We start from the raw sequence: 11,361 nt of genomic DNA, 5'->3' as shown, positions 1-11,361 counted from the left end.
GCTCCGGGTTGACGAAATCGCACCGGAAGGCGTTCAGCCTTCCCATGCGTGGAGGCATAGGTTCAAGACCATCGCGCGTGACATTGGGGCCGATAGTCGGGTGGTTGACGCTATTCAAGGCCACGCCAGTCGCACCGCATCGGACGACTATGGCGACGCGCCCGAAGCGCGCAGCCTTGCCGGGACGCCCGTGGCAAGACCGGCGCTGCGGCCGCAGGCGGCACTGGCGCTGTCCGACCGCATCGCCCGCCGATCGGTCAGCTGCCGGTCGACCGGCAACGATCGTTATGACCGGGCGTCGCGGATTGCTTTGGGCGGCGAACCTGAACCGTGGATGGTCGGCCAGGGCGGGCCGTGGCCTATCGACGTATCGCGCCTATGTCGTGCCGAGGACAGCGCCACCGCAGCGCCGATGCGCTGGATCTGACGGGCCGTTTCGAGATTCCCGGGGATGGCGGACCGGAAGGCGCGGCGCGCCGATCCCGGCGAACCTGTCGCGGCTCCTTGATTGGCCGGTCGCGACGGTCCTGCGCCCGCTGCGACGGGGCGGCGGCATCCCTTGCGCATCAGGCCATGATATCCGCAAAACTGTGCCGGGGCGGAAGCTCGACCGCGACAGACGACGGCATCCCCTGCGTGTAGTCGTGCCGTGGTTTGCGCCATCCGAGGCCGCTGCACTTCTCCCAGTCACTTTGCTGCCCGTCATCTCGAGCCAGGAGGAGCGCTCCTCGGTCTTCTCGGGCGGGTGGGCGGAGCCGACCTGTTTTGCGAGCGCATTAGTCGGCTTGATCGCGGCTTGCGCCGGCTTCAGGCATCTCAGCTGCAGCACTTTCATCCAATGGTATTCGCGCGAACGACTCTCAGGTCTCGATGGAAGATCCTCTTGGTCCTACGCCATAGCCGGAACCCTTGGCACCTAATCAAAAGCACTTATGAACGTCTATAGACCTGCCAGTACCGACGAACCCGATTTTTGCCATTTATCGAAAATTCCTTATCCGACTACTTGACTATTTAACATCAGTAAGTCATATTATCGGGCCGTGGCCGAGGGCCGTTTTCTGAAAGCTCTCATGATTTGCCAACTGGCAATTAAGAACATTTTGGGAACGACCTTAGTCATTTCCTCTCAGCATTGAACACTGGCGGATACAACGGTTCTTTCCGAGGCACGACGGAAGGCCTTGCTTAGCGATGACGCATCAGCATAACCGGAGCGAAGCGCGATCTCGCGCAGATCGAAATCGGTCGCTGCCGCCAGTTCTCGGGCATGGGACAAGCGCAGCATCTGGTAGTACCGCCCCGGCGCAGTCTCGCGTCCCAGTTCGTCGCGAAAAATCCGGTCCAGCTTGCGCCAGCTGGCGCGGATCGCGCGGGTCATGCTGCTCGCGACCGACGAGGCGGAGTTCGCCCAGGCCCATGGGTTGATCGCCGCGTTCGGCGCCGTGCTGCGCTGCCCCGGCATCGGCCCGGTCGATCGGGGTGTCGACGAGATGCTGGCCGAGGCACGCGCGCAGTTGGCCGCGGTCGCGGCGCTGCCGGACTACGCGCCGGAGGTGGATGACAGGGGCGGCGACGCGCTGGTGCCCGCCGCCGTGATCGGCCCGCAGGACGGGGCGCCGCGCCAGAGCTGCACCCAGCCCCTGCCCCATCCCGCCGACATGGCGCGCAAGCCCTCCCCGGCGCCCCGCGACCTGCCCGGCGCCGCGGCCGCCTGACCGGCGCTTCCCGCCGCCCTTTCTCCCCCGAAGGGCCGCGCCGTTCCCCGCGCGTGATCGCCAGACACCGCGCCTGACCCATCACCCTTCCCGGATCCTGCCGCCGCCCCGGGCCACGCCGCCCGCAGGCCTGACCCCACGCACCCTCTGACCAGGGAAGGATCTTCTCATGTGTTTTTCCACGCCCCCCGGCGCCGCGCCGGCGCTCTCCACCGCCCTGCCCCGCTTTCCCGCCCCGATCCGGCCGCATTGGCAACTGACCGCCGCCGCCAAGGGCTTTCGCATCCTCGCCCGCGTCCATGACCGTTATCACCTGCTGCTGCGCTGCCGGACCTGCCGGCGCGACTTCCCCGTCAAGCTCTTCGTGCTGATGCGCGGCCAGCCGCTCTGCCCGCATTGCCTGGCCGCGCGGCGCGCCGCGCTGGCGGCGGAGGCAGGCGTCGCCTTCCTCGGCCCCGATCCGGACCATAGCGCCTACGGCCAGTTCCGCGCCCCCTGCGGCCACATCCTGCGCCGGCAGTTCGAACTGATCGCGCGGGTCGCGCGTGGCGAGACCGGGCTGCGCTGCGAGACCTGCCACGCCGCGCGCGAGGCGGCCGAGGCCCGGCGCTTCGGCTGGCAGCGCCTCGGGCCCTGCCCGTCGGGGCGGCCGAATTACAGGCTCTACCGGCACCGCTGCGGCCATGTGCAGCGCGTGGCCCAGGCCAACATGCTCTGGGGCCAATGCGACTGCGCCGGCTGCGGCCAGAGCTGGAGCGCCAGGCCGAGCTTTCTCTATCTCTTCGAGATCCACCTGCCGGCCCGCGGCCCCCGCCCGGCACGGCATTACCTGAAGCTCGGCTACAGCGCCCATCCGGTCAAGCGCCACCGCCACCAGCTGGGCCTGCCGCCGGAGGCAAGCGTCGCCGTGCTGCGGGTCGTGGCCATGGCTTCGGGCCACGCGGCCTGCGCCTGCGAGACGGCGCTGCACCGCCAGCTGCGGCGCGCCCACCCCGATGCGGTGGTGCCGAGGGCCGAGTTCGCCGACGCGATCAACGTCACCCGCGAGATCTATCGTCCGGCGCTGCGCCCGGTGATCGCGGCGGGCCTCGACCGCATCGCGGCTGACGCCGGCGCCGTCGCCGCTGCGTCCTGACCGCATCGCTCCCCGACAAACTCCTTTTCCACGACGACACGCCCCTGCGTGCCGCGCGCCCTGCCGCCGCGCCCCGGCCTCTGGAGATCCTGCATGACCACACCCAACCGACCCAGCCCCGCACCCGCCTGGCTGCCCTTCGCCCGCAAGCTGCTGCACCGCCTGCGCGAACCCACCGGCGAGGCGCTGCCCGATCCCGAACTCGCCGCCGAGCTCGGCCTGGCCAGCGCGCCCGCGGCGCTGACGCCGCGCACCCTGCTGACTGCGCTGCGCCTGGCCGCGAGCCTCGGCGGCCAGGCCGCCGTCACCGCCGCCCTGCGCCCCGGCGCGCTGACCCTGCTGCGCGGGATCCCGGCCGAGGACATCCCTCTGCTGCGCCATGTGCTGCCCGCTCTCCTGCCCGGCGCCTGGCGGATCCGCGAGCTGAAGCCGGACGACGGCGCCCCGCGGGAGCACCCCGGCGCCACCACGCTGCACCTGATCACGGCCCCCGCGCCCGGGCGCGGTGACGCGCTGCATCAGCCGCTGATCGCAGGCCTCGACAGCGCCGCGCCGCTGCTGATCCTGCTTGCCGAGGGCGCCGCGCTGCCCGACGCGCGGCCTGGTCGGCATGCGGTCATCCACGAGTTCGCGCCGATCGGCGCCGAGATCGTCTGGGCGCTCCTCGAGGCCCTGCAGCGCCTGCCCCGCCAAGGCGCGGCGGCCGATCGGGCCCTGCTGCGCCAGGCCTTCGACAGCGGGCTCCACCTCGACAGCACCGATGTCCTGCTGGCCCTGCGCGCGCCGACCCTCGCCGAACTCGCCGAACGCCTCGCCACGACCCACAGCCCTGCGCCGGGCGACGCCGCCGCGCCGCCCACCCTCGACAGCCTCACCGGCGACGGCCCGGCGCTGCAGGCCGCGCGGCACCTGGTCGAGGACCTGCGGCTCTGGCGCGCCGGGCGCCTCGACTGGTCCGAGATCACCCGCAGCGCGCTCTTTTACGGCCCGCCCGGCACCGGCAAGTCCTGGCTCGCCCAGGCCATGGCGGCCTCGGCGGGCGTCAGCGCGATCACCGGCAGCTTCGGCGAATGGCAGGCGGCGGGGCATCTGGGCGAGATGCTCAAGGCCATGCGCCGCACCTTCGCCGAGGCCCGCGCCCGCGCGCCGGCCGTGCTGATCCTCGACGAGCTCGACGCCGTGGGCAACCGCGGCGACAACGCGGGCTCGAACCAGAACTACCGCGTGCAGGTCATCAACGCCTTCCTCGCGCTGATGGACGAGATCGCCCGCGCGCCCGGCGTCCTCGTCGTCGCGACCTGCAACCACATCGACCTGATCGACCCGGCGGTGCTGCGCCCGGGCCGCTTCGACCTCAGGATCGAGGTGCCGCTGCCCGATGCCGCCACGCTCGCGGGCGTGCTGCGCCGCCACCTGGCGTTGCCCGAGGCGGACCTTGCCGTGTTGGCCCGGCATTGCGTCGGCCTGAGCCTTGCCGAATGCGACGCCGAACTGCGGGCGGCGCGGGGCGCGGCGCGCCGGGCCGGGGTGGCGCTCGACGCGGCCGGCCTCATGGCCCGGCTCGGCGCCGGGCGCGATCCGGCGATCGACCGCCGCGTCGCCCTGCACGAATGCGGCCATGCCCTCGTCACCACCGCGCTCGGGCGCGGCACGGTGCAGCGCCTGGCGCTTGCGGGCAGCGGCGGCACGACCCGGATCGCGCGCCGCCCGCAGGCCGGGCTCATTGCCGACCACACCGACCTGCTGGCCGAGCTGATGGCCGGCCGCGCCGCCGAGCGGCTGGTGCTGGGCGCTGTCTCCGCCGGCGCCGGCGGCCCGCCGGACTCCGACCTGGCGCTGGCCACGCGCGTGGCGCTCGACCTCGAGACCCGCTACGGCCTCGGCGCCGAAGGCCCGCTCTGGCTCGGCACCGACAGCGCGGCCCCCATGCGCGACCCGGCCCTGCGCGCCCGCTGCCGCCGCCACCTCGAGACCGCCGAGGCCCGCGCCGCCGCCCTGCTGGCCCCGCACCGCGCGCTGCTCGAGGACATGGCCGCCGCCCTGGTGGCCCGGCGCGAGCTTTCCGACGACGACCTTACCCCTTGGCTGCAGCGCCTTGATCTGGAGGTCGCCGCGCAAGTGATGCTGGACATCGAACAGCCAACGCCGCCGCCCGACTGAACCGCCCGCCTCCGAACCCCTGCGCCCTGCCGCCATCCCCGCCGCCGAACCGCAGCCATCGCACTCCACCAAAAGCGCCGGAGCCCCCGTCATGCCGCAAGCCACCACCCGGCGCGACCTCATCGCCACGCTGCCCGGCCTCGCCCTGCTGCTGTCAGCCGCCGGGACGCCCTCGACCGAGCCCCAAATTCCGCCAGTCGCACCTGACCAGCCGCCGCGCGCGGCCTTCCGGACGGCACGGCGCGCCTGGCACCGCGCCTGGCAACGCTATCGCGCCCAAGACCAGCGCGCCGCCGCCTGCGGCTTCGAGACCACCGAACCCAGCCGCGCTGCACTGGCCAGGATGGATGCGCTTCTGGTCCGCATCGATGAGATCGAAGCCAAGCTGGCCAAGACGCCCGCCCGCACCCGCGCCGAGCTGCGCATCAAGATCGAGGTGCTCTCCCTCGACGGCGCGCTCAGGCCAGAGTTCCTGGACGACATCATCGCCGACGTCGAACGGCTTCTCCCACCGGCGCCATGAAGGCATGAGTACATGAACGCACGTTCATCTCTTCATTTCCGCGCGGTTGCCCGCCAGACAAGACCGACCACATCTCCCGCGTGTCATCGTCTCGGCTTTGGCGCGGCAGGAGGTCTCGATCCGGTCTCCGCCCGCCCGTCACGACAGGATCCGACGCAGCTGCCCGATCATGCCCGCGATCGACGCCAGTTCCGGGACCAGCGGCTGTTTCATCGCCTCCGCATTGGGCGCGACACCCTCGGTCAGCATATGCCTGAACACCGCCTTGCGGGCGGGATCGCCCGCGCGGCGCAGGAACGCGTCGGCGCCATATTCGCGCGCGGCCCAGATCTCGGGGCGCAGCAGCACGTGCTGGGCCGAGATCTGGAACGGGTCGATGTCGGCGATGAAGGCCAGCGTCGCCATTTCTGTGGCGGTCAGCCGGTCGGCCTCGGATACTGTGGGCGGCTGCACCAGGGGCTCGGCAAGCTGGGCGCGATACACCCGACCGGCCGCCGCATGCAATCGCTTGCCATGTTGCTCCGGCGCGCCGAGCACCTCATGCATCGGCAGATCGCCCAGGCGGTCCAGCCCTTCCGTGTAGGCCCGCATGCCGACGGGACGATCCTCGAACGCCGCCTGTGCGAGGCGCCTGCCCTTGGCCAGCGTGTTGAGCAGCCGCGCGCAGATCGGCGCCAGCCCGGTCGCAGCCTCGGGCACGCCCGGCGGCAACTCCGCCTCGATCCGGGCCAGCATCCGGTCGGCCAGCGCATCGCCGAAGAAGGGCTGGTCCGAGCCTTCGGTGGCAAACCTGACCCGCAAGCGCCGGCCCTCGCGCCCCAGCTGGTCGAGAAAGTCGCGCAGCACATCATGCGGCTCGACGCTGCCCGGATCCTGCGTTTTGGCGGCGACACTCTCGGTCCGACGGTGTGGCGTGGCCGCGATCGCCACCAGGTCCGGGGCATGGGCGGCGAGGTAATCCACCTCGGAAGCAGAGGCGCGGGCAAGGCTCGGCGCGCGTTCGACCAGCAGCCTGATTGCCGGGCGCAGGGCAAAACCCCAGACCCGCAGCGCCTCGAACAGCCGTGCCTCGACCGCCTCGAGTTGGCGGCGCCCGCGCGGCAGCGTGACCAGCGCCGGCATCGGCAGCGCGATCAGGATGAAGCCGAAGGTCCGGAACCGCCGTTTTTGCCATTCAGGCACCAGGACGCTGGCCTCGATCTCGGCGAGGCTGAAGCCCTTGATGTAATGGGAGCGCTGCGCGTGAACCCTGTCCCTGACGATGTTCGGCACCTGCCGGCGTTCGTCGTCGATGAGCAGCATCAGCGGCCAGAGATCGGCATCCTCGAGTTCCGCGCCCTCGGCCAGCGCCGCCACCCGGGCCTCGCGCTCGGCGAGATACTGCGGCTCGGCGCAGGCCATGGCCCGGCCGAGCAGATCGTCCAGATCGGGCATCCTCACCTTTCCGGCGCGCAAATCGCCGATTTGATTCCAATGCGGCCGGCCCGTTTCGACCGAGGCCTGTGGTCCTTGCAAACCATAGGACCCGGCATGCCGCGCAGAGACAAGACCCCTATCGACCCGGCAGAGCCCGCCTCCCATCCAGTATCTCGGGATGACAAATGCCTTGCCGGGAATCGGCAGGCCGTGCAGCATTCAGCACAGCAGAATGCCCCCGCGCGCGACCTGTTCCACCACTTCATTCGCGCCCTCGCCCGCGACGCCGCGCGCCGCGATCATGCCGCCGATCCCGGCTGAACCCTTCCGCCTCGAAGGAGATGCCCCATGACAAAGCCCAAACTGCGCGTGGCGATCTACGCCCGCTTTTCGACCGACAAGCAGCGCGATGCCTCGATCGAGGACCAGATCGAGTCCTGCCGGGATCTCGCCGCCCGCGAAGGCTGGGAGGTCGCCGCCACCTATCATGACCGCGCCACGTCGGGGGCCAGCATGTTCCGTCCCGGGATCGAGGCCCTGCAGCGCGAGGCAAGGGCGGGCAAGTTCGATATCGTTCTGGCCGAGGCCATGGACCGGCTGTCGAGGAAGCTCGCCGATATCGCGAAGTTCCACGAGCGGATGGAGCATCTGGGCATCCGGATCCACACGCTCACCGAGGGCGAGATCACCGAGATGCTGATCGGCATGAAGGGGACGATGAACCAGATCCTGCTGCGCGACATCGGCATCAAGACCCATCGCGGCCAGAAGGGCCGGGTCAGGGCAGGCAAGCTCGCCGGCGGCAATGCTTACGGCTATGACGTGCTGCCCGGGGTCACGGTGAACGGCAAATCCGAGCACGGCGACCGCGCGATCAACCGGGCAGAGGCGGAAGTCGTGCGGCGGATCTTTCGCGACTACGCCCAAGGCACCTCCGCCGGCAAGATCGCCGAGGCCCTGAACATCGAGCGCATCCCCGGCCCGCGCGGCGGCTGGTGGGGCACCTCGACCATTCTCGGCAACCGCGAGCGCGGCACCGGCATCCTGAACAACGAGCTTTATGTCGGCCGTCTGGTCTGGAACCGGCTGCATTTCAGCAAGGATCCGGACACCGGCAAGCGGAACTCGCGGCTGAACCCGGAAGATCGGGTCACCGCCGTCGACGTCCCACACCTGCGGATCATCGACGAGGCGCTGTGGGATCAGGTGAAGGCGCGCCAGGGCGCGATGAAGACGAAGAACACCGATGTGCCGATCTGGGACCGGCGGCGCCCGAAGTTCCTGTTCTCGGGCCTGATGACCTGCGGCTGCTGCGGCGGCGGGTTTTCCAAAGTGTCGAAGGATGGCTTCGGCTGCTCGACGGCCCGCAAGAAGGGTGCCGCTGCCTGCACCAATATGGCTGTCATCAAACAAGGCGATCTGGAAAGGAGGGTGCTCCACGCCCTCGATCATCACCTGATGGACGAGGAAGCCGTGCGGATCTTCTGCGAGGAATATGCCGCCGAGCGCAACCGCCTGCAGGCAGCCCGGGAAGCGAGCCGCATCGAACTGGAGCGGGAACTCAAGCAGATCAGCACCGATCACAAGAAGCTGGTGGATGCGATCATCGCCGGGGTGCCGGCCGAACAGGTCAAGGACCGGATGATCGAGCTCGACGCGCGGCGCAAGGACCTGGAGCGCCAGCTTGCGGCCTCGCCCGCCCCGGATCCGATCCGGATCCATCCCGGCATGGCGACCACCTATCGCGCGCGGATCGGCCAACTGATCCGGGGCCTGTCGGAGAACGACCGGATGGAGGAGGCGAAGGAAGCGCTGCGGGCCCTGGTGGAGAAGATCGTCCTGGTGCCGGTCCCGCCGGAAGAGAGCGGCAGCGGCAAATCCGATGGCAGGCCCGGCCTTGCCATTCATCTTCACGGCGCGCTGGCGAGCCTGCTGCGTCTGGCCTGCGGACTGCCGGTGCATGAGGTTGTCGGAGCCGTGGCACAAACGCAAAAGGCCCCGCGGAGGGCTGGGCGCGGAGGATCAAACAGTGTGCAATCCGCAGAAGCGCATTTGCAAAGCTCTGATATCGCTGAAGAATTAGTTCTGGTTGCGGGGGCAGGATTTGAACCTGCGGCCTTCAGGTTATGAGCCTGACGAGCTACCGGGCTGCTCTACCCCGCGTCCGTTGCATCGCTTTGCGTTGCTTTCATCGTTCTGAGAGATGTTTTCGCTTCTTTTCAGGTCTGGCGGTGACCTACTCTCCCACGTCTTTTGACGCAGTACCATTGGCGCGACGGCACTTAACGGCCGAGTTCGGGATGGGATCGGGTGTTTTGCTCGTGCTTTGGCCACCAGACCGGAAAAGGAGCGAGATCGGCGTTATCCCGCAGGATGATGTTGTCCAAGGATGCTTTTGGAAGAAGGTCTGTCTTCTTCCGGATCAAATCAAGCCAATCGAGCCATTAGTACCGGTCAACTGAACGCATTGCTGCGCTTACATCTCCGGCCTATCGACGTGGTGGTCTTCCACGGCTCTCAAGGGATACCTTGTTTTGAGGGGGGCTTCACGCTTAGATGCCTTCAGCGTTTATCCTGTCCGTTCATAGCTACCCAGCACTGCCGTTGGCACGACAACTGGTCCACCAGTGGAACGTTCACCCCGGTCCTCTCGTACTAGGGGCAACTCCTCTCAAGTATCCTACACCCACGGCAGATAGGGACCGAACTGTCTCACGACGTTCTAAACCCAGCTCACGTACCTCTTTAAATGGCGAACAGCCATACCCTTGGGACCTGCTCCAGCCCCAGGATGAGATGAGCCGACATCGAGGTGCCAAACGATGCCGTCGATATGGACTCTTGGGCATCATCAGCCTGTTATCCCCAGCGTACCTTTTATCCGTTGAGCGATGGCCCTTCCACTCGGGACCACCGGATCACTATGGCCGACTTTCGTCTCTGCTCGACTTGTCAGTCTTGCAGTCAGGCTGGCTTCTGCCATTGCACTCAACGAGCGATTTCCGACCGCTCTGAGCCAACCTTCGCGCGCCTCCGTTACTCTTTGGGAGGCGACCGCCCCAGTCAAACTACCCACCACGCAGGGTCCCGGACCCGGATAACGGGCCGCGGTTAGACATCAAGAGTGCGAAGGGTGGTATCTCAAGGATGGCTCCACGGGAACTGGCGTCCCCGCTTCAATGCCTACCACCTATCCTGCACATCGCAATCCTGATGCCAGTGCGAAGCTATAGTAAAGGTGCATGGGGTCTTTCCGTCTAACCGCGGGAAGTCTGCATCTTCACAGACAGTTCAATTTCGCTGAGTCCACATTTGAGACAGCGGGGAAGTCGTTACGCCATTCGTGCAGGTCGGAACTTACCCGACAAGGAATTTCGCTACCTTAGGACCGTTATAGTTACGGCCGCCGTTTACCGGGGCTTCAATTCAAGGCTTGCACCTCTCCTTTTAACCTTCCGGCACCGGGCAGGCGTCAGACCCTATACGTCGCCTTACGGCTTCGCAGAGCCCTGTGTTTTTAGTAAACAGTCGCCACCCCCTGGTTTGTGCCCCCGACCGATGCTTGCGCACCAATCGGGCCTCCTTCTCGCGAACTTACGGAGGTATTTTGCCGAGTTCCTTAAATGTGGTTCTCTCAAGCGCCTTGGTATTCTCTACCAGTCCACCTGTGTCGGTTTAGGGTACGGTCTTGTGGAGGGCTATTTCCAGGAACCGCTCAGCAGCCCCTCCAATCCGATAAGGAGGAACTACACCTGCGATCCGTCACCATCTCCTGGCCCAGGAATATTAACCTGGTTCCCATCGACTACGCCTTTCGGCCTCGCCTTAGGGGCCGGCTTACCCTGCTCAGATTAACTTTAAGCAGGAACCCTTGGACTTTCGGCGACAGGGTCTCTCACCCTGTTTGTCGCTACTCATGTCAACATTCTCGCTTCTGATCACTCCACCGGATGCCTTACAGCCCGGCTTCACAGTCAGAACATTGCCTCCGTTACTCTGACGAGCAAAAGAGGCAGCGTTCTCTATCACAGAACGCTCCGCTACCGCGTGCATAAATGCACACCCAAAGCTTCGGCTCGTGGCTTGAGCCCCGTTACATCTTCGCCGCAAGACCTCTTGATTAGACCAGTGAGCTGTTACGCTATCTTTAAAGGATGGCTGCTTCTAAGCCAACCTCCTGGTTGTTTTGGAAGTCTCACATGCTTTCCCACTTAGCCACGAATTGGGGGCCTTAGCTGTTGGTCAGGGTTGTTTCCCTCTCCACGACGGACGTTAGCACCCGCCGTGTGTCTCCCGGATAGTCCTTCTCGGTATTCGGAGTTTGCTTAGACTCAGTAAGGCTGTGGGCCCCCATCATCCATGCAGTGCTCTACCCCCGAGAGGATACGTCCGAGGCGCTACCTAAATAG

The 11,361-nt window shown here is 67.1% G+C and carries 8 protein-coding genes, 1 tRNA gene and 2 rRNA genes (1 of these 11 cut by a window edge); 6 read left to right on the top strand and 5 right to left on the bottom strand.

Annotated features, from left to right (window positions below; genetic code table 11):
* Positions 1–100: 100 nt before the first annotated feature.
* Positions 101–427 carry a hypothetical protein gene (locus DPM13_RS12305; RefSeq protein WP_112888109.1) on the top strand — a complete coding sequence of 109 codons (327 nt, stop codon included), beginning with the start codon at positions 101–103 and terminating at the stop codon, positions 425–427.
* A 702-nt stretch (positions 428–1,129) separates the two neighbouring features.
* Here the strand turns inward: DPM13_RS12305 and DPM13_RS12300 are convergent.
* On the bottom strand, positions 1,130–1,381 hold the full coding sequence (locus DPM13_RS12300; RefSeq protein WP_189654647.1) for a helix-turn-helix domain-containing protein: 252 nt from the start codon (positions 1,379–1,381) through the stop codon (positions 1,130–1,132).
* On the opposite strand from DPM13_RS12300, the gene DPM13_RS12295 reads away from it, so the two are divergent.
* The 4 genes from DPM13_RS12295 (at position 1,380) to DPM13_RS12275 (ending at position 5,536) form a co-directional block, all read left to right on the top strand.
* The gene (locus DPM13_RS12295; protein ID WP_145963334.1) at positions 1,380–1,718 is read left to right on the top strand and encodes a hypothetical protein; all 339 of its coding nucleotides are present in this window, start codon (positions 1,380–1,382) and stop codon (positions 1,716–1,718) included. The two genes, DPM13_RS12300 and DPM13_RS12295, sit on opposite strands and share 2 nt — an antisense overlap.
* A gap of 169 nt (positions 1,719–1,887) precedes the next feature.
* Positions 1,888–2,853 (top strand): hypothetical protein, encoded by a 966-nt coding sequence (locus tag DPM13_RS20875; protein ID WP_080621410.1) that lies wholly within the window; start codon positions 1,888–1,890, stop codon positions 2,851–2,853.
* A gap of 93 nt (positions 2,854–2,946) precedes the next feature.
* Positions 2,947–5,013 carry an AAA family ATPase gene (locus tag DPM13_RS12285; RefSeq protein ID WP_080621408.1) on the top strand — a complete coding sequence of 689 codons (2,067 nt, stop codon included), beginning with the start codon at positions 2,947–2,949 and terminating at the stop codon, positions 5,011–5,013.
* 91 nt (positions 5,014–5,104) lie between these two features.
* Positions 5,105–5,536, top strand: a complete 432-nt coding sequence (locus DPM13_RS12275) for a hypothetical protein (protein WP_080621406.1) — start codon at positions 5,105–5,107, stop codon at positions 5,534–5,536.
* A 138-nt stretch (positions 5,537–5,674) separates the two neighbouring features.
* Here the strand turns inward: DPM13_RS12275 and DPM13_RS12270 are convergent, their stop codons facing one another.
* The gene (locus tag DPM13_RS12270) at positions 5,675–6,970 is read right to left on the bottom strand and encodes a hypothetical protein (RefSeq protein ID WP_080621405.1); all 1,296 of its coding nucleotides are present in this window, start codon (positions 6,968–6,970) and stop codon (positions 5,675–5,677) included.
* A 330-nt stretch (positions 6,971–7,300) separates the two neighbouring features.
* Here DPM13_RS12270 and DPM13_RS12265 point away from each other — a divergent pair, with 330 nt between their 5' ends.
* Positions 7,301–9,082 (top strand): recombinase family protein, encoded by a 1,782-nt coding sequence (locus DPM13_RS12265; protein ID WP_080622832.1) that lies wholly within the window; start codon positions 7,301–7,303, stop codon positions 9,080–9,082.
* Here DPM13_RS12265 and DPM13_RS12260 read toward each other — a convergent pair.
* From DPM13_RS12260 to DPM13_RS12250, 3 genes are all read right to left on the bottom strand, one after another.
* Positions 9,039–9,115: transfer RNA gene (locus tag DPM13_RS12260), tRNA-Met, on the bottom strand. The two genes, DPM13_RS12265 and DPM13_RS12260, sit on opposite strands and share 44 nt — an antisense overlap.
* A gap of 60 nt (positions 9,116–9,175) precedes the next feature.
* Positions 9,176–9,290: ribosomal RNA gene (gene rrf, locus DPM13_RS12255) — 5S ribosomal RNA — on the bottom strand.
* Positions 9,291–9,375: 85 nt separating this feature from the next.
* A 23S ribosomal RNA gene (locus DPM13_RS12250) occupies positions 9,376–11,361 on the bottom strand (it continues 845 nt past the right edge of the window).

Origin of the sequence: Paracoccus mutanolyticus, assembly GCF_003285265.1 — a bacterium.
Classification (GTDB): domain Bacteria; phylum Pseudomonadota; class Alphaproteobacteria; order Rhodobacterales; family Rhodobacteraceae; genus Paracoccus; species Paracoccus yeei.
The sequence above is the reverse complement of the archived record's forward strand: the minus strand, read 5'-3'. Positions and strand labels throughout refer to the sequence as shown.

Excerpts from the sequence above, each read along its gene's own strand:
- DPM13_RS12295 (WP_145963334.1), top strand. The coding sequence starts at position 1,380 with ATGCTGCTCGCGACCGACGAGGCGGAGTTCGCCCAGGCCCATGGGTTG.
- DPM13_RS12300 (WP_189654647.1), bottom strand. The coding sequence starts at position 1,381 with ATGACCCGCGCGATCCGCGCCAGCTGGCGCAAGCTGGACCGGATTTTT.
- DPM13_RS20875 (WP_080621410.1), top strand. The coding sequence starts at position 1,888 with ATGTGTTTTTCCACGCCCCCCGGCGCCGCGCCGGCGCTCTCCACCGCC.
- DPM13_RS12285 (WP_080621408.1), top strand. The coding sequence starts at position 2,947 with ATGACCACACCCAACCGACCCAGCCCCGCACCCGCCTGGCTGCCCTTC.
- DPM13_RS12275 (WP_080621406.1), top strand. The coding sequence starts at position 5,105 with ATGCCGCAAGCCACCACCCGGCGCGACCTCATCGCCACGCTGCCCGGC.
- DPM13_RS12270 (WP_080621405.1), bottom strand. The coding sequence starts at position 6,970 with ATGCCCGATCTGGACGATCTGCTCGGCCGGGCCATGGCCTGCGCCGAG.
- DPM13_RS12265 (WP_080622832.1), top strand. The coding sequence starts at position 7,301 with ATGACAAAGCCCAAACTGCGCGTGGCGATCTACGCCCGCTTTTCGACC.